The organism is Pantoea sp. GM_Pan_4 (assembly GCF_026541005.1).
In the GTDB taxonomy this organism is placed as follows: domain Bacteria; phylum Pseudomonadota; class Gammaproteobacteria; order Enterobacterales; family Enterobacteriaceae; genus Pantoea; species Pantoea dispersa.
In genome coordinates, this window is the sequence record NZ_JALNUZ010000010.1 from 111,679 (window position 1) to 130,126 (window position 18,448).

Below are 18,448 nucleotides of genomic sequence, written 5' to 3' on the forward strand. Positions count from 1 at the left end.
GTTACACAGCCTGCTTCTTTCATTAAAGAGACCCGATATGTCAGAAATCAGCCGTGCCGTGTTATTCGGCAAACTGGATACGCTGTTATTTACCTCGCTGGAAAGCGCCACCGCCTTTTGTAAACTGCGCGGTAATCCTTATGTTGAGCTGGTGCACTGGCTGCACCAGCTGATGCAGCAGCAGGATGGCGACTTACAGCGGGTGATCAGCCATTTTTCACTGGATGAAAACGCGCTGACGCGGGATATCGTCGCGGCGCTCGACCGCCTGCCGCGCGGTGCGAGCGCGGTTTCCGATCTCGCCGAACACATCGACAGCGCCGTCGAGCGCGCCTGGGTCTACGCCTCGCTGAAGTACGGTGCGACGCGCATTCGCGGCGGCCATCTGCTGATTGGCATGCTCAAAACCTTCAACCTCGCCAGCGTGCTGAAAGGCATCTCCGGCCAGTTTGGCCGTATCAATGCTGATGCGCTGCTGGAGCAGTTCGACACGCTGCTCGCCAGCAGTAAAGAAGCACAGCAGGCGCTGGTGGCACAGCCGGGCGCGGAGAGTGCCGCACCGGCAGCCAGCACCAGCACGCTGGCGCAGTACGCGCAGGATCTCACCGCACGCGCACGCGAAGGACGCATCGATCCGGTCACCGGCCGTGATGAAGAGATCCGCCAGATGGTGGATATTCTGATGCGTCGCCGGCAGAACAACCCGCTGCTGACCGGCGAGGCGGGCGTTGGCAAAACCGCGGTGGTTGAAGGCCTGGCGCTGCGTATTGCCGCTGGCGACGTACCGGCTCCGCTGCGCGATGTGCAGCTGTGGCTGCTGGATATCGGCATGCTGCAGGCCGGTGCCGGCATGAAAGGCGAATTTGAAGCGCGCCTGCAGGCGCTGATTAATGAAGTGCAGTCCAGCCCGACGCCGATTGTGCTGTTCGTCGACGAGATCCACACGCTGGTCGGTGCCGGCGGCCAGCAGGGCACCGGCGATGCCGCCAACCTGCTGAAACCGGCGCTGGCGCGCGGCCAGCTGCGCACCATCGGTGCCACCACCTGGGCCGAATACAAAAAGTACATTGAGAAAGATCCGGCACTGACGCGTCGTTTCCAGACCGTGCAGGTGCAGGAGCCGGATGAAGCCAAAGCGATTCTGATGCTGCGCAGCACCGTCAGCGCGCTGGAGAAGCACCATCAGGTACTGCTGCTGGATGAGGCAGTCAGCGCGGCGGTGAAGCTGTCGCATCGTTACATTCCGGCGCGCCAGCTGCCGGACAAAGCGGTGGCGCTACTGGACACCGCCTGCGCACGCGTGGCGGTGAGCCAGGGCGCACAGCCTGCGGCACTGGAAGATTGCCTGCATCGTCTGGCCGCGCTGGAGATTGAAGCGGAGATCATTGAGCGCGAAAGCAAAGTCGGGCTGGGCGATGCGGCGCGTTCGCAGGCGGTTGCCGCGCAGCGCGCCACGCTGGAAACCGAGCGCGATGCGCTGCAGCAGCGCTGGCAGCAGGAGCGTGAACTGGTCGATCAGCTGATTGCGCTGCGGGCGCGCTGCGTGACGGAGGGCGAAGCCGCGCTGCGCGATGAGCTGGACGCAACGCAACAGCAGCTGCAGCAGGTGCAGGGCGAAGCGCCGCTGCTGTTTGCCGCCGTGGATGCCAGCGTGGTGGCCGCCGTGGTGGCAGACTGGACCGGGATTCCGCTGGGGCGCATGGTGAAAAACGAAATCGACGCGGTGCTTAATCTCGCCGATACGCTCAACCAGCGCGTGATTGGCCAGCGGCACGGTCTCGATCTGATCGCCAAACGCGTGCGCACCTCACGCGCGCGCCTCGACAATCCGAACAAACCGGTCGGCGTCTTTATGCTGTGCGGTCCCTCCGGCGTCGGCAAAACCGAAACCGCGCTGGCGCTGGCCGAGTCGCTGTACGGCGGCGAGCAGAACATCATCACCATCAACATGAGCGAGTTTCAGGAAGCCCACACCGTTTCCACCCTGAAAGGCGCACCGCCGGGCTACGTGGGCTATGGCGAAGGCGGCGTGCTGACCGAAGCGGTGCGGCGTCGTCCCTACAGCGTGGTGCTGCTGGATGAGATTGAGAAGGCGCATCCGGATGTGCACGAGCTGTTCTTCCAGGTGTTCGATAAAGGCTGGATGGAGGATGGCGAAGGGCGCCACATCGACTTCCGTAACACCATCATTATCCTGACCTCCAACGTCGGTACGCAGCTGATCAGTGCGATGTGTGCCGATCCGGAGCTGATGCCGGATCCGGAAGCGCTGAGCACCGCGCTGCGCAAACCGCTGCTGGAGGTGTTCCCGCCGGCGCTGCTGGGTCGTCTGCTGGTGGTGCCGTATTACCCGCTGAGCGACGCGATGCTGGCGGAAATCGTCCGGCTGCAGCTGGGCCGCATTGTTCAGCGTCTCGCCGACAACCACGGCATCAGCGCGCAGATTGACGATTCGGTCATCAGCCAGATCGTGCAGCGCTGCACGGAAGTGGAGTCCGGTGGCCGCATGGTCGACGCCATCCTTACCAATACCCTGTTGCCGCAGATGAGCCAGATGCTGCTCAGCGCTCACGCCCGCGATGAACGCTATCGTCGCGTGCAGGTACGCTGTGAGCAGGGCGAGTTTGTTTGCCAGTTCGATGTCTAAAGCCGTTAGTGATCAGAGAGTTTTCGAAAATGTCGGAACACGATAATCCCCTCAACGTACCCAACGCTCTGCCGGTGGGTTACCGTTTCAATGAGTTTGAAATTAAAGAAGTGATCGGTGGTGGCGGCTTTGGCATTGTTTATCGTGCCTGGGATCATCAGCTGGAGCGTGATATCGCCATCAAAGAGTTTATGCCGGCTTCGCTGGCGGTGCGCAGCGATGACCTGAATCTGGTGCTGCGCAGCGAACGCTTCAGCAAAACCTTTCATGCCGGGCTGAACAGCTTTATTCAGGAGGCGCGCCTGCTGGCCCGCTTCAACCATCCAAATCTGCTGCACGTGCTGCGTTTCTGGGTGCAGAACGACACCGCTTACATGGGCACGGTGTTTTACAGCGGCACCACCTTATCGAACCTGCGCGAGCGCAATCCGCAACTGGTGGATGAAGCCTGGATTCGTCGCCTGCTGCCGCCGCTGCTGGGTGCGATCAAAACCATCCACGACGCCGGTTACCTGCACCGCGATATCTCGCTGGATAACATCCAGATTCAGAGCAGCGGCGAGCCGGTGCTGCTGGATTTTGGCTCTGCGCGTAAAACCATTGGTAACCTGTCGGATGAGAGCGAAACCATGCTGCGTCCGGGCTATGCGCCCATCGAGCAATACAGCGATAACGACGAAAGCGAACAGGGCGCGTGGACGGATATTTACGCGCTGGGCGCGGTGCTGCACACGCTGATCACCGGGGCGCCACCGCCGGTGAGCGTGGTGCGCAGCATCGAAGATAACTACCAGCCGCTGGCCGCGCGCCGCCTGCCGGGCTACTCCCAGGCCTTGCTGACGGCGGTGGACCGCGCGCTGGCGCTCAAACCGGAAGATCGGCCGCAGGATATTGATGCCTTTGCCGGGCTGATGGCGCTGCCAGAGCGCGAACCGGAACCGCTGCTGAGCGCCAAAATCAGCGGACCGGGCACCATGCTGGTGCCGGTGGAAGAGGCGAACGAAGCCGAAACGCTTTCGCCGGTGAAATCGCTGCTGCGCCATCGCTTTGCGCTGCCGGGGCTGGTGGCCGCGGGCGTGCTGGTGGGATTGTGCGTGGGGCTGCTGATGTCCGGAGGCGATGAGCCTGCGGCGCCGGCAGAGACGGTGCAAAACAGCGCGCCAGCTGCTGATCCGGCAGTTTCACCTTCAGCGTCGTCAGCGTCGTCAGCGCCAGCCGTAACGGCAGCGGTAACGCCGGAAAAACCGCGCGAAGCGGAGCCGCAGCCTGCACCGCCGCCGGAGCCGGTCGCGCAGGTTTACATCAAGCTGCAGCAGGGCGAACGCGTCCAGGTGAATGGCAAACCGCAGGCGCTGGTGCCTGCTGCCAATGGTTTTGCCGCGCTGCAGCTGGCGCCAGGCAATTATACCTTTGCCATCAGCGGCCAGGGCGGCACGCGCGAGCAAACGCTGACCATCAGCGAAGAAGGCGTCTGGTTGCTCGATCCACACAGTTAATCATCAGGGATTTATTATGTTCTCACGCATCACCGCGCAGCTGCCGATGGACGGCCTGCTGTTCTGGAAACTCACCGGCGCCGAGGCGCTGTCGCAGTCGTTTGAGCTGAACGCCGAGCTGCTGGCCACGGACGCGCGCATTGACCGGCACGCGCTGCTGGGGCAGCCGGTCACGTTCACGCTGCCGACGCAGAGCCTGCTGTCGCCGCGCTACCTCAACGGCAAAATCACGCGGGTGGCGGTGCGCAGCGAGGAGCTGAGCGGGACGCGCTACGCGGTGTACCAGCTGCGGGTGGAGCCGGACCTGTGGCCGATGCGTCGCGACCGCAACCTGCGGATATTTCAGGGTCAGACGGTGCCGCAGATAGTGCAGACGCTGCTGCAGGAGAACGGGGTGAACGTGGAGACGCGGCTGGGCAGCAGCTACCGGGTGTGGGAGTACTGCGTGCAGTACCAGGAGAGCAGCTTCGACTTCATCAGCCGGCTGATGGAGCTGGAGGGGATTTACTACTGGTTCCGCCACGAGGCGGAGCGCCACGTGATGGTGCTGTGCGACGGGGCGGACCAGCACGAGGCGTTCGCGGGCTATGAGACGATACCGTACCACGTGACGGCGTCGGGCGGGAGCGTGACGGAGGAGGGCATCAGCCAGTGGTCGCTGTGCGAGAGCGTGACGCCGGGGATGTACAGCACGGACGACTACGACTTCCGCAAGCCGAACGCGTGGATGCTGCAGGCGCGACAGAACCCGGTGTCGCCGGTGCCGGGGGCGGTGGACGTGTACGACTGGCCGGGCCATTTTGTCGACCACAGCCACGGCGAGTTTTACACGCGCATCCGGCAGGAGGTGTGGCAGGTTGCGCACCACAGCGTGAGCGGAACGGGGACGGCGACGGGCATCGCGCCGGGGTACCGGTTCGGCATCGTGAACGCGCCGCACTTCAGCGACAACGGGGAATACCTGGTGACGTCGGCGCGGTACGACTTCGAGGAGAACGGGTACGCGAGCGGCGGCGGCGGAGCGCGGCACAACATCGCGTTCACGGTGCTGCCGTCGTCGGTGACGTACCGGGCGGAGCCGGCGACGGCGTGGCCGAAGACGCACGGGCCGCAGACGGCGAAGGTGGTGGGCCCGGCGGGTGAGTCAATCTGGACAGACCGCTACGGCCGGGTGAAGGTGAAGTTTCACTGGGACCGCCTGGCGAAGGGCGACGACACGAGCTCGTGCTGGGTGCGGGTGTCGAGCGCGTGGGCGGGCCAGGGCTTCGGCGGCGTGCAGATCCCGCGGGTGAACGACGAGGTAGTGGTGGACTTCATTAACGGCGACCCGGACCGGCCGCTGATCATCGGTCGCGTGTACAACGAGGCGAGCATGCCTCCGTGGGCGCTGCCGGCGGCGGCGACGCAGATGGGGTTTTTGAGCCGTTCGAAGGACGGCACGGCGGATACGGCAAACGCGCTGCGCTTCGAGGACAAGGCGGGCGAGGAGCAGGTGTGGCTGCATGCTGAGAAAAATATGGACACCGAGGTGGAAAATGATGAAACCCACTCGGTTGGTAGTAATCGCACTAAAACCATCGGCGGCAACGAAACCACTGAGGTTAAAAAGAACCGCACTGAAACCGTCGATCAGAACGAAACCATTACCATTCACCAAAATCGTACGGAAACAGTGGACGGTAATGAAACCATCACCGTGCACAGTAATCGCACTGAAACGGTTGATCAGAATGAAAATGTGCGTATTGGTCAGAATCAGTCAGTGACTATCAATGGCAACCAAACGCTGAAAGTCGATCAAACGAAAACTGAAACGGTCGCATTAGCCTCGATGTTAAATGTCGGGCTGGCGCAGAATACCAATATTGGTGCTGCTTATGTACTCAATGTGGGCGCCGGCTGGATGACTAACGTCGGTGCGATGCAAATGCACAACGTTGGCATGAAATATTCACTTAATACCGGGCGGGATATTGGCCTTTCAGCAGGAACATCGGCGGAGTTTAGTGCGGAAGACAAGATTACCCTGGTTTGTGGCGAATCGATGATCGTGCTCGAACAGAACGGCACCATTACCATCAGTGCAAACAAAATTAAGCTGGTTGGTGAGAAGGTGATAGACATTGACGGAACGCAGATAGATATCAACTAACTATGGAAAATTTTGTCAACTATAGTGCTTTCCCGGCACAGCTTTTTGAGTCGATAGACCAGCACGATCATGGATTTAGTGTGCTGGTGACACGCGTCAGTTACGATCTGGATATTCACCGCGGCCAACTTACGTTATGCGAAGATCAGGGTGAATTGGTTGAACAGGATGAATATTACGATGAGCCGGGCAGAAGCAGTGTTCGATTCGAGAGCGATCTGGCACCCTATAAGCCGCGTTTGGATGTCATTATCAACGGTAGTGCTCACGCTCCGGAAGGTAAGCCGGCGCGTCATTTCACCGTCGGAGCGCGTATTGGCGATTTTACCCGTTTACTCAACGTGTATGGCCCACGCGAGTGGCGCAAAATGGTGGCTAGCTGGCAATTAAGTGAGGCTAAAGCGATAACGGCTCTCGAATTACGTTACGAGCATGCGCAGGGTGGAATGTTCCACTTAGAGCATGGCGACGAGATTGCATCAGCCACTAACAGCGTCGGTATTGGCTGGTTACCCGTCAGGGCGCAGAAACAGCTTAAGTTACAGCGTATCGTAGCGCCACAGTTTGAATTACTGCCCCAGCCGATTAAAAACATTGATGATGAAACATTACCTGCCGGTTTTGGTTTTTATGGTCGTGGCTGGAAACCGCGTATTGGCTTTGCCGGTACTTATGACGAGGCGTGGAAGCAGCAGCGTCATCCTTTTCTGCCACAGGATTTTCGCTTTGATTACTGGTGTGGCGCTCATCCGTGGATGCAGTTTCCATTACCCAAGCCGCTGTCGCATATTCCGGTTACGCTAAAAAATCTTATCTCACAACAGGATAAGCCCGGACAGGAAATCAGTTTTTCAGTCCCGGTTGAAACCTTATTTGCCTTTGTCACCACTCAACTGGGGGCTGGAGTAAGCTACGATTTGCAGCTGGATACGCTGGTGATTAATTTGCCCGAGCGCAAAGTGCACTGTACTTATCGCACAGTGTTTTCTGAATTGCTTGAGGCAGCAGTAACAGAGTTACGCTTCATCACTGCAACAGAACGTAAGGCGATAGTGCAGAAGGCACAACAACAAATCGCGGATACCAATGATGATAGTTTTACACCACTGCCGCCTTCACTGGTAGGGCTCATCTCGCAGGAGTCAGGTCATGGCTGATAATTACGCTGCACGCAAAGATGGTGTGTATAAGGTGGTGGGATTACTACCCGATTTGTGTTTCACCCCCGGCATTCAGCCGCCAGTGCCATATCCGGTTACTGCCACACTGGCACCCTCAAAAAGTACGGTGGAAAGCGTACGCTTCAACGGCCACCCGGCTTTTGTCTATGACATTAGCTTTGTGCCGACGACGATTGGAGATGCGGCCGGGCGTAACAAGGGCGTAGTCAGCGGTACAGTTGAGGGTGACTGCTGGTCAATTGAGCACAGTCCGGATACCTATATCGGTGGTTTTCCCCTCAACCGCGTACAGGATATCTTTGCCATGAACGGCAAGGCCAAGGGAGGGCGCGGCGGTAATCTGACCAAAAAAGAAACCTGGGAACGACGCAAGGCGCTTATAGCAAAAGGTAAACAGAGCAGTGACCCAAAAGTTCGGGCAGCTGCTGAAAGGCTGGAACTGAATAATACAGGGATGGAAAAAGCGAGACTTGCCGACTATGTTTATGAACCACGTGATCCCACTAAGCCTATGCCAGAAATACCTGAAGGCTGGAGTGATATTAGTAATGATCCTGAAGCTCTAACCAAATATGGTTTGTCACCGCGTGACTTAAATGCGCCCGGTGCACCGCAATTCAAAGCTAAAGTCTATGCTCCAGATAAAGAAGTATTTGGAGATGATATGTCTGCTTCAGTGGTTTTTCGGGGTACTCAGTCTGGACCTGACTGGGCAGCCAATGCGCAGCAAGCATTAAATCTTCCCACCCCATACTATAAGCAGTCAGTGGAAATTGCGTCTCAGTTGGAAAACACCACGGCTAAGATTGACTGCGTTGGGCATTCACTTGGAGGAGGCATGGCTTCAGCTTGCTCTAGGGGAAGCGGAAAACCAGGCTGGACATTCAATGCGGCAGGATTAAACAAAAATACTGTTAATAAATATGGTGGTAGCGTAATAGATCGCACCGTTGAAAATGAAAACATAAACGCTTATCGCGTTAAAGGTGAGGTTTTAACGTCGGCTCAAGAGCCTGGCTTGTGGGGAGGCGCGCTGGTCGCTACTTTAGGTGGTGTAGGGGCATTACTGGGAGGTGTTGTAGGAGCTGCTATTGGTTCAACTTTAGGGATGATCATAGTTGCTCTGCCTGCTGCACTTGGATTAAAACACGATATGGATGGTGGCGTAGGAAATCCAGTCAATAGGCACTTCATGAGTCAGGTTATCCCCTGCATAGAAGCAGAAAAACAGGCTGATGAAGAAACATTAAGTACATTATGAGGGATGTATGATAAAAAATATCAAAAATATCATGAGGTTATTTTTATTTATTCCTTTTGCTATAATGTCTAATATAGGATGTGCAAGTATGAAAGTGTCTGAGCCAGAGGCTTATTTTAGCGGCGAGCAGCTGCAATTAGCCCAAGCGATTAAAGAAGGGAATATTAAAGAAGTTGAAGCCTTATCTTCTAATGTGAATTTAAATAAGCCAGGTGGTGAGGACATGACTATACTGGTTTATTCATTGCTCGTAGCAAGTAGTAATGATACAAAAACGGGCTTTGATATCATCTCTTTACTAGTTAAGGCCGGGGCAGATCCACTATTTAATATACCAAATTACGGAAGTGCGGCTGAGGTGATGGCGACTTCAGACGATCCTCGTTACCTGAAGGCATTAATTGATGGCGGTCTGGATAAAAATGCAGTGAGCAATTATCGTCCGCTAATTATTAATGCAACTTCCCACCATTCAAGAAAAGTGCTGGAATATCTGGTCGGTATCGGTGCTGATGTAGATCAACCTGACTCAGCGGGCAAAACTGCACTGATGGTGGGATTGGGGAGGTATGATTTAGATGAAGTTGATTTCCTGTTACAACATGGTGCAAATCCTAACGTAAAAAATAAAGCAGGCTGGGGTTTTAGAGAAATGCTACAGAAAAAAATTGAAAAAGGCGACAATGATACTACAATGAAAAAACTTCTCGACATCAAAAAAATAGCCGAAAGTAAAGGCATGAGGGCCTTTTAAGAAGGAAAGGGAGTACAGGGACGTACTGCATAAAGTTCTTTGCTTTCGTATTCATTCTTCTTGTTGTGAATAAATGTCTGGCTAAGGCTGTTTCAGCTGAAAATAATTCTCAGGTTATGCTTTGAAAGCCGCTGTTGCTATCAGAGAGGGAAACGCTTTTGCAGTGGATGTCTTAGCTAAGGGCGATATCCTGAACATGTCAGGCAAGAAGGGAATGACACTTTTGATGTACGCGCTTTTAACCGCAACAGCTAAAAAAACAGATGCCAGTTTTCAAATCGTAACCGAACTGGTAAAGAAAGGCGCAGATCCATTGTACATTATTCCTCAATATGGCAGTGCTGCAGATGCTATGGCCCGCTCAAACGATCCCCGCTATCTTAAAGCGTTGATTGCGGGAGGTCATGATAAAAATGCGGTTAGTAGTGCACGTCCATTGATCATGAACGCAACGTCAGAAAACTCAATGCCCGTCCTGGAATATCTTGTTAGTATAGGTGCCGATGTTAATAAGCCCGATACCGCTGGTAAAACGGCGCTTATTTTTGCTTTGACAAGAATGGACCTCGATCAGGTTGAATACCTCTTACATCATGGCGCCAACCCAAACGCAGTAACAAAAGCGGGATGGGGGTTTAGCAATCTACTCGAAGACAGGCTTAAGAAGGAAGGTAAAAACAATGATGCTACGGCACTTAAATTAATGGAAATCAAAAGACTGGCTGTTGCTAAAGGCATGCGGGTTTAATTTTCTCACCCTCTTAATTTATGATCTTTTATGATTCTTCCATAAAGGATATTGTCTTCAGATTGAAACCTCAACCTACAGATTAGCTAGTCGCCATTTTAAATGGCGGCTGCGTCAACGTTACTTTACCTTTTATTAATCTGAAAGTACCCGCACATATCCTTACTCATTAATACCTGAATTTCCTGCACGGAGCTCCAATGGCAACCGGAAACACGATTGGTAAATTACAATATGCGCCTGCGCCCCAGGGCCACGTTACGGCGGGCAGTGCCAACCCGCCTAAAAAGAAAAGCTGGTGGAGCGATTATGGCGACTGGGTGCACACCGGCCTGGATGTTCTTGGCGCTGTACCCGTCATTGGTGCCGTTGCAGACGGCGCTAACGCTGCCATTTATACCGCTGAGGGCGATTATGGCAACGCGGCACTTTCAGCTGCCTCAGCCGCAGCCAACTTTGTGCCTGGCGGTGGGGCCGCTTTTAAAGCGGGTAAGCTGGCAGCGAAGGCTGGCAAAGCGGTTGAGGCGGCAAAAGTCGGGAAAACCGTCGCCAAAGAAAGCACAGCACTGGCTGAAAAGGCTGCAGTGAAGGCAGAAAGTTCTGCTGCCAGAGCAGAAACTAAAGCAGCAAAAAAAGACGCTGACGAAGTTATTAAAGCGAAAAAGGCCGGCAGCAATAAAGGCGGAAATGATAAAGGGCATGGGCAGAAAAAAACTGAGCCCTGCAAAATTCCGCAGAGGCCATTGCCAGAGGTTGAGATGGCAATTGGTAGTCCGGTAAATCCTTTGCTGGGTATTAAATTACTTTTTGACGATCATGATAAAGATTTTTCTTTTCCCGCTGCGGTACCGCTTAACTGGCAGCGTTTGTATTTCTCCGATGAAACAGGTAACGGCTGGTTAGGTCAGGGGTGGTCTTTACCTTTCGCTCAGGAATTACGCAAAGACAACGAACTGCTGATTCTGGTTGATGAACAGGGTCGAGAAATTGATTTTCCCTGGCCACAGTCGGGTCGGGAGCCGCAGTTGCATCGCTATGAGCAGCTATCACTTTCCCAGCCACAGCCGGGCGAGTTTTGCATTTCTGCGCCTGATGAAAGCCAGAACTGGCACTTCACTCATCAGGCAGGAGAGGGCCGCTGGCTACTTTCGGCAATCAGCGATCGCCACGGTAACCGCCTTACTCTGCAGTACAACGCGCAACATCAGCCGATAGTAATTACTGACAGTGCAGGGCGACGCTTCAATATTACATTTACCCGACTGATGCTTGATGAAGATCGAAGCGTTGAACGTATCACTGCCGTAAGCGTTTGTTATCCATCTGCCCCCCTGAGTGCCGAAAAGCTCTGCAGCTATGATTATTCTTCTGAAGGAGATTTAAGTGCTGTTCGCAATGAGCATGATGAGGTGCTGCGTGAATTTCGTTATCGAAATCATGTAATGGTGGCACATCGTCGAGGGGGCGAACTTGAGTGTTTCTATCACTACGATAAACACTCACCGGATGGCAAAGTACTGGCGCATCGTGACAGCCTTGGCGGTGAATGGCGTTTCGAGTACGCCAGTAACAGTACAACCATCACTGACGCATTGGGCCGCGTCACGCGCTATGACTTTGACGATAACCACGAGTTAACCGGTTTTCGAGATGCTTCGGGCGGCTATATCCGCATTCGCCGTAACGCGCGTGGACAGATCATACAGCTTACTAATCAGGCTGGCCGCGTGACGCGTTATCGCTATGATGAGCGCGGTAACTGCACTGCTGTTATCGAACCGGATGGCCAGACGACACGCTTTGATTACCACGCTCGCTGGAACCTGCCAGTGCGGGTTACAAACATGCTGGGCGGTATTCGCGAATACCATTATGACGTTGCAGGCAGCCTGATTCGCTTCACTGATGAGATTGGCCGCATTACCGAATATAACCATAACGATCAGGGTAACCTGGTTCGTATCCGCGACGCGGCAGCAGGTGTTCAAAAGCTGAGCTGGAACAGTGCCGGCTTTTTAACTAGCCATACCGATTGTTCCGGACGCACCACATGTTTTGATTATGACAAGTACGGCTGGCTCAGGCAGCAAACTGATGCCGCAGGCAACGTTACCACTCTTTATAACCGTCGTGATGGCCTGCCACAGCGCATTGTGCATGCGGATGGCGGTGTCGAGCGCTTCGAGTTTGACCGCTGGCAGCGCCTGACAGCCTGGTATGACGCACAGAATCAGGCAACACGCTGGACGCTGGCGGGGGACGGTCTGCCGTTGACGCGAACAGATGCGCTCGGTAACCCTATTAGCTATGAATACGATCGCGCACGTCGTCTGGTTGCTCTCATCAATGAAAATGGCACGCGCTATAGCTTCAGTTACGATGCGCATAACAATCTGATCGGTGAACAGAGGTTCGATGGTTCTGCCACCTGTTATGAATATGATGCCAGTGGAAATGCGCTGACGCGTACCGAGCGAGGCGACGGCAGCGGTCCGGAAATTCGCACGCGTTATCGGCGCGATAACTGCGGCAGGCTGCTTGAGAAGCTGGTGGCACGCGGCGGAGATGCAAAGTGGCAGCGTACCCGCTTCAGTTACGATGCGCTGGGACGTCTGACAACTGGCGTCAATCACGGCGGACGTGTGGAGCTGGAATGGGATGATGCCAGCCAGTTGCTGGCGGAGCGCAGCCTGATTCGTGGTATTAATTACGAGCTGCGCCATCAGTATGACGAGCTGGGTAACCGTACTCATACCAGGCTACCGGACGGTCGTGAGCTGAGTAACCTTTATTATGGCAGCGGTCACCGCGTCCAGGTCAATTTTGGTGGCCGCGTCATCAGCGAAAGCGAACGTGACATGCTGCACCGTGAGGTGCGCCGTACCCAGGGAGCGCTGGCCAGCGAGTATGTTCATGATGAGATGAGCCGGCTGGTGAGCCAGCGCGCTATGCGCGGTGACAGCACGGCGGTGGCACGTGATTATGTATGGCAACGCAACGGCCAGCTAATGCAGATGGTCGATCACTACACCGGTGACCACCGCTACGAATATGACGCACTGGGCCGACTCACGCGAGCGCAGGATGAGCGGTTTGCTTTTGACCCCGCACATAATTTGCTGAATGAGGTCGGCTCGCCGCCGTTGAAGGATAACCGTCTAAGGGTGCACGAAGACCGGCGCTGGGCGTATGACAGCTTTGGCAACGTGGCTGAGAAGCGCATTGGTCGGCATACGGTGCAACAGTTTTCCTGGAACGCCGAGCACCAGCTGACAGAGGCGGTAAGCACGCGTAACGGCACAGAACAGCGCACTACTTACGGCTACGATGCGTTCGGCCGACGCAGCTGGAAACGTGACGCCTTTGGCGTGACGTGCTTTATCTGGGACGGCAACCGTCTGCTGAGCGAAGTGCGTGGCTCGCGCCAGCACATCTGGATTTATGAAGACGAGAGCTTTGCACCACTGGCACAGATCAGTCTGCAGCAGGGTGAAACGGAGCACGCAGCGCAGGTACACTGGTATCACAATGACGTTGCGGGCATGCCGCGTGAGCTGACCAGTGCGGATGGTAGTGTAGCGTGGCGGGCAGAGTACCGTGCGTGGGGCAACACGGTGCGGGTAGAGCATGCGCAGGTGCGCCATGCTGAGCCAGTACACCAGCCGCTGCGCTATCAGGGCCAGTACTACGATGCAGAAACGGGTTTGCACTATAACCGGTTCCGCTACTATGATCCGGATGCGGGACGATTCATCAGTCAGGACCCGATAGGGCTGGCGGGTGGGCTAAATCTTTATCAGTATGCGCCGAACCCGCTGGCATGGATTGATCCCCTAGGTCTTTCAAAATGCCACTTAGATAATCCTAAGAAAAAAGTAAACAGTGCTGAAATAGGCGATATAGTAAGGACTCCATCATCACATCCTGAAGATTTTGTTAAAGTAAAAGGTGGGAATTATAAGAATAATCATACAAATGAAATATGGAGTAAAAGTAATACATCGCATAGTGATAAACAAGGTGAATGGAAAGTTGGTATAGGTAAAGCGGAACCAAAGCCAAGGCATAAAATAACTATAGGTATGAGTGATGGAAAGATCATTAAAATCGATAAGTAGCCTCTCACTAAATGAAATTAATTTCTCTGGATTTAGATTGTCTAAAAGTTGGGTCGGTTTTTTTGAAAAAAAAGATTCTTTTTCATACCCTCTAATTGACGAGGCTATATCTTTATTCGAAGGGTTTTTTGGTAAAGAGGATGAAGGTGTAATTGTTATTGCAGCTCTTTCATTTAATGATGAAAGAGAGGATGATAAAGAAACGATTGATAATTATCAGGCTTTATATGAGGAGATGAAAGATAAAAAATTACTTTTGCCAATGACCGAAGAGTTTGAAAGTTATCTTTATGGTGATTCTTGTTTGCCGGCTTTTTCACTCAGCTTAAGTAAAAAAAGTCATGACTTCAGAGGCCTATCAAGATTGATGATGTGTCATGCTGGAGTTGTTGGTCAGGTTTGTTTTTATATTAATCTGGATTTAAATGTGGCCATTTATCCACATGATGATGTCGGATTTGGGTGTATTGCTCTTAACGAGGAATATAAAAAATGTGAAGAGTTTCTGCATTATTGTGCGAGAAGTGAATCGTTCAATGTTTTTATTGATAGCGATAATGGATTGGTAAAGTTATGATTGTTGATGTGTTCGCAAACTTATTCTTAACTTGCTTGTCCAGAACTGTATGGATAATTATCTGTGAGTGTAAATAATAACGCCAGGACGCCATTGATTAAGCTAATATAACTCGTGTGAGGCTAGTGGTGTTATAAAGGTGTGAGAGATATAAAGTAATGCCATTGTAGTGACGAGGCTGGTTTTGGTCTTGATGTTTTACGGTAATCTTTATTTAATTAAGTAATAATGATTATAACTTTCATTAGTTGATTGTTTTTGTTGGCTTTTTTTAGTGCGTTTTTGTCATCATTGATAAATGGTTTTTTACGGGTCTTTAGTCTTTAGAGTCATTGTCTAACCGATATTTTTATTGAAACACATGCCCCAACCTTAAGCCACAATAAATTCGTAATCAACGGTTTCATTCTGATGAATTAACTGTTGCTGACAATATTAAAATTTATAATCACATAATAATTAAAGGGGGTGGTAGTGTCGAGAATTAAAAAGAAAATCTATTTAACAGAGTCTGAGGAAATTGATTTATATAAGGAGATTGATTATATATTGGTGTCATTAAACAATATAGCTAATTATTATTATAACGAATCAACAATCAATGAGGAGAAGCGAAGAGCGTATGAGCGAGAAACTACCAATTTCATTGATGACAATGATATTACTACATTGTTATCGAAGATGAGAGGAATGATTGGAGGTAAATTTGACCGTGAGCCTGGAGAGGATGATATGGACGATTTGGAGAGAGCTACTGAAAACACTAAATATTGGGAAGGTCCATAATTATCAGGGGATTAGCATAAAATTTAATTTAAACTATCCTCATGTCGATATATTGCTATAACTTTTTGGGTAAGGATAGTGCTACAACTCTCCATAAATTTTAAGAGTAGTAGATGATCAGTTAGATCTAACCGGTGGTTTAAACATTAAAACCTGTGTGCCTGATTATTAAAGCTGGATCGATTCGCGGATTTTACCAAATAAACGCTACGAAAAGAAAATAGTTTTAACAATTCGATCTATTAATGGAAATTTAAAGATTATTATACTCAGCGTGATATTTTAGCGCTGATGTCATAAGATGATTGCAAAATAGTCGTCACAGTTGTTATTGTGATAATAAATTTCCCTATTATGCCAAAAACTAACAATCCGTCATGACTGGAGAGTAATCATAATTAATCTATTAGAACTTAAGGCCCCGAAGTGAAGGTTCTGCAGCTGCTCAGGGCGCTGGATATCCTGGCTTAGGATATCAAGCTGTGGTTTCAAATCTCCCCAGAACATGGGTTGTTAAAACTATGAGGGTTCCCTGGTGAATGCTTTAAATGAATTAATGAGATCGCTCGAAAAAATAATAGTTGAGCTTAATGCGAATGGTAAAATTGAGTCAGCGATTTTTTTCACTATTCGTTATAATGAAATAATTAAGTATGGTGATGATTTTTCTCTTGAAATAGTTGAAACACTATCAACATGCAGAGCTATGTCTCAATATGCTAATTTCTCCCAGAAAGAAGAAATGCTGCTTGATGATGTCGTAGATAGTGCAATAGCGATTAAAATTAAGGTCCCATAATAGTAGCCGGACGCAATCTTAACGATCCTTCCGGCTTTTTCTCTTTAGCTGCCAGTCGTCAGGATCAGGCTGTCCTGTCCAACCTTCACCGTCACTCTGTATCCCATCCCAGCCAGCCACCTCCCGGCAATATTAATCTGCGACGTGCTTCTGTAGAGAGCTATCTGCCTCAACCCTCTTTCCTCTCCGTCTCCACACTCTCCGCCGCCGTCTCTTCCTCTTTATCCTCTTTCACCGTTCTGCTGGCCGTCAGCAGGAACGGGGATTGCTGCCAGCGGGTGCGGCGGTCGCGCAGCAGGGTACGGGTCAGGATAATGCCGATCGCCAGCGCCAGCAGCATCATCAGGCGCAGAATATTGGTGGTGTTATCCACCTGACGCGATTCCGTCACCAGCACATGCGTATCCAGCGTGATACGCAGAAAACCCTGCGGACCCTCTTTCCCTTCCAGCGGCTGGACAATCTGATGATTGAAATAACTACCAGCACGTTTACCGTCGAGCGCCAGGCGGTCGCGCACATTAATGCTCTCACCGCTGTGGGCCACCAGGCTACCGTCGTCGGCATAGACCGAAGCGTCCAGCACGCGGCTGTTATCCGTCATCTGATTCAGGATGGCTTCAATCTGCGTGCGGTTATCGTCGCTGTTATCCATGAGCGGTTTCAGGCTGAACGCCACCTGGCGCGTCAGCGTGTGCGCCAGCTCCTCGACCTGCTCGGAACGGGCCATCTGATGGCCAAGACTAAACCATGATGCGCCCTGCATCAGCACCACTAACAGCGCCAGCGAGATAAGAACGATCACCGTGCGATGCAGGCGAAATTTCAGTGCGGTTTTGACCATCAGAAACCCGTGTGACGTAACAGCAGAAAGGCTGGCAATTATGTTGCCAGAACCCGCGCAGACAAGGTAGCCTCTTGCGTGGTTTTGTTGTCCCTACAGGAGCTGTAATGCCAAATCGTCTTACCTGGTGCGATCTGCCCGCCGATGTCTCTCTTTGGCCGGGTTTACCCCTTTCCCTGAGCGGTGATGAAGTGATGCCGCTGGATTACCGTGCCGGTCGGACTGGCTGGTTACTGTATGGGCGCGGGCTCGATAAACAAAAACTGACCGATTATCAGCATCAGCTGGGCGCGGCGATGGTGATCGTCAGCGCGTGGAATGTCGATGAGTATCAGGTAATCCGGCTGGCGGGCTCGCTGACACCGCGTGCCAGCAAGCTGGCGCATGAGGCTGGCTTTGATGTGGCGCCGCTTGGCAAAATTCCCCATCTGAAAACGCCAGGGCTGCTGGTAATGGACATGGATTCCACCGCCATCCAGATCGAGTGCATCGATGAGATCGCCAAACTGGCGGGCTGTGGCGAGCAGGTGGCGGAAGTGACGGAACGCGCGATGCGCGGCGAGCTGGATTTTAAAGCCAGCCTGCGCGAGCGCGTGGCGAAGCTGGCCGGCGCTGACGCCAACATCCTGAAGCAGGTGCGCGACACGCTGCCGCTGATGCCGGGCCTGACCACGCTGGTGCACAAGTTGCAGGCGCTGGGCTGGCAGGTGGCGATTGCCTCGGGCGGGTTCACCTTCTATGCCGATCACCTGCGGCAGACGCTGCATCTGGCCGCTGCGGTAGCCAACGAACTGGAAATGCGTGACGGTAAGCTGACCGGCGAAGTGCTGGGGCAAATCGTCGACGCGCAATTTAAAGCCGATACTCTGAACAGTCTGGCCCAGCGCTTTGACATCGCACCGGAACAAACCGTGGCGATAGGCGATGGTGCTAACGATCTGCCGATGATTAAAACCGCGGCGCTGGGTATCGCCTATCATGCTAAACCCAAAGTGAATGAGCAGACGGAAGTGATTATCCGCCACGCTGACCTGATGGGAGTGTTCTGCATTCTCACCGGCAGCCTGATTCACGAAGAGCGTTAA

Annotated in this window: 13 protein-coding genes; 12 read left to right on the forward strand and 1 reads right to left on the reverse strand. The window is 52.8% G+C overall.

Translation table 11 applies throughout. From position 1 onward, the window contains the following. Window positions 1-37: 37 nt before the first annotated feature. The 11 genes from tssH to OXR61_RS18550 all read left to right on the forward strand — a co-directional run bounded on the left by tssH (window position 38) and on the right by OXR61_RS18550 (window position 16,519). Window positions 38-2,647, forward strand: a complete 2,610-nt coding sequence (tssH, locus tag OXR61_RS18500) for a type VI secretion system ATPase TssH (RefSeq protein WP_021506798.1) — start codon at window positions 38-40, stop codon at window positions 2,645-2,647. Between the two features lie 29 nt (window positions 2,648-2,676). Next, the gene (locus OXR61_RS18505) at window positions 2,677-4,143 is read left to right on the forward strand and encodes a serine/threonine-protein kinase (protein ID WP_021506799.1); all 1,467 of its coding nucleotides are present in this window, start codon (window positions 2,677-2,679) and stop codon (window positions 4,141-4,143) included. A 16-nt stretch (window positions 4,144-4,159) separates the two neighbouring features. After that, on the forward strand, window positions 4,160-6,295 hold the full coding sequence (tssI, locus tag OXR61_RS18510; protein WP_021506800.1) for a type VI secretion system tip protein TssI/VgrG: 2,136 nt from the start codon (window positions 4,160-4,162) through the stop codon (window positions 6,293-6,295). Window positions 6,296-6,297: 2 nt separating this feature from the next. After that, window positions 6,298-7,452: a DUF2169 domain-containing protein gene (locus OXR61_RS18515; RefSeq protein WP_021506801.1), complete on the forward strand. Its 1,155-nt coding sequence runs from the start codon at window positions 6,298-6,300 to the stop codon at window positions 7,450-7,452. Then, a complete protein-coding gene (locus OXR61_RS18520) occupies window positions 7,445-8,737 on the forward strand; it encodes a PAAR-like domain-containing protein (RefSeq protein ID WP_021506802.1) in 1,293 nt (430 codons plus the stop codon). Before OXR61_RS18515 ends, OXR61_RS18520 begins: the two co-directional genes overlap by 8 nt. 7 nt (window positions 8,738-8,744) lie before the next feature. Next, window positions 8,745-9,491, forward strand: a complete 747-nt coding sequence (locus OXR61_RS18525) for an ankyrin repeat domain-containing protein (RefSeq protein ID WP_021506803.1) — start codon at window positions 8,745-8,747, stop codon at window positions 9,489-9,491. A 121-nt stretch (window positions 9,492-9,612) separates the two neighbouring features. Next, a complete protein-coding gene (locus tag OXR61_RS18530) occupies window positions 9,613-10,239 on the forward strand; it encodes an ankyrin repeat domain-containing protein (protein ID WP_021506804.1) in 627 nt (208 codons plus the stop codon). A 200-nt stretch (window positions 10,240-10,439) separates the two neighbouring features. Then, window positions 10,440-14,357, forward strand: a complete 3,918-nt coding sequence (locus OXR61_RS18535) for an RHS repeat-associated core domain-containing protein (protein ID WP_021506805.1) — start codon at window positions 10,440-10,442, stop codon at window positions 14,355-14,357. After that, window positions 14,329-14,934, forward strand: a complete 606-nt coding sequence (locus tag OXR61_RS18540) for a hypothetical protein (protein ID WP_031279575.1) — start codon at window positions 14,329-14,331, stop codon at window positions 14,932-14,934. Before OXR61_RS18535 ends, OXR61_RS18540 begins: the two co-directional genes overlap by 29 nt. Before the next feature lie 474 nt (window positions 14,935-15,408). Continuing rightward, window positions 15,409-15,720 carry a hypothetical protein gene (locus OXR61_RS18545; RefSeq protein ID WP_021313692.1) on the forward strand — a complete coding sequence of 104 codons (312 nt, stop codon included), beginning with the start codon at window positions 15,409-15,411 and terminating at the stop codon, window positions 15,718-15,720. A 535-nt stretch (window positions 15,721-16,255) separates the two neighbouring features. Then, window positions 16,256-16,519, forward strand: coding sequence for a hypothetical protein (locus tag OXR61_RS18550; RefSeq protein ID WP_146068797.1), 264 nt, complete (start codon window positions 16,256-16,258; stop codon window positions 16,517-16,519). Between the two features lie 169 nt (window positions 16,520-16,688). Here the strand turns inward: OXR61_RS18550 and OXR61_RS18555 are convergent, their stop codons facing one another. Next, window positions 16,689-17,363, reverse strand: coding sequence for a YtjB family periplasmic protein (locus OXR61_RS18555; RefSeq protein ID WP_021506808.1), 675 nt, complete (start codon window positions 17,361-17,363; stop codon window positions 16,689-16,691). Between the two features lie 107 nt (window positions 17,364-17,470). Between OXR61_RS18555 and serB the strand changes: the two genes are divergently transcribed. Then, complete coding sequence (gene serB, locus OXR61_RS18560) at window positions 17,471-18,448, forward strand: phosphoserine phosphatase (RefSeq protein WP_021506809.1); 978 nt, start codon at window positions 17,471-17,473, stop codon at window positions 18,446-18,448.

Coding starts and splice junctions, on each gene's coding strand:
- tssH (WP_021506798.1), top strand. CDS start 38: ATGTCAGAAATCAGCCGTGCCGTGTTATTCGGCAAACTGGATACGCTG.
- OXR61_RS18505 (WP_021506799.1), top strand. CDS start 2,677: ATGTCGGAACACGATAATCCCCTCAACGTACCCAACGCTCTGCCGGTG.
- tssI (WP_021506800.1), top strand. CDS start 4,160: ATGTTCTCACGCATCACCGCGCAGCTGCCGATGGACGGCCTGCTGTTC.
- OXR61_RS18515 (WP_021506801.1), top strand. CDS start 6,298: ATGGAAAATTTTGTCAACTATAGTGCTTTCCCGGCACAGCTTTTTGAG.
- OXR61_RS18520 (WP_021506802.1), top strand. CDS start 7,445: ATGGCTGATAATTACGCTGCACGCAAAGATGGTGTGTATAAGGTGGTG.
- OXR61_RS18525 (WP_021506803.1), top strand. CDS start 8,745: ATGATAAAAAATATCAAAAATATCATGAGGTTATTTTTATTTATTCCT.
- OXR61_RS18535 (WP_021506805.1), top strand. CDS start 10,440: ATGGCAACCGGAAACACGATTGGTAAATTACAATATGCGCCTGCGCCC.
- OXR61_RS18540 (WP_031279575.1), top strand. CDS start 14,329: ATGGAAAGATCATTAAAATCGATAAGTAGCCTCTCACTAAATGAAATT.
- OXR61_RS18555 (WP_021506808.1), bottom strand. CDS start 17,363: ATGGTCAAAACCGCACTGAAATTTCGCCTGCATCGCACGGTGATCGTT.
- serB (WP_021506809.1), top strand. CDS start 17,471: ATGCCAAATCGTCTTACCTGGTGCGATCTGCCCGCCGATGTCTCTCTT.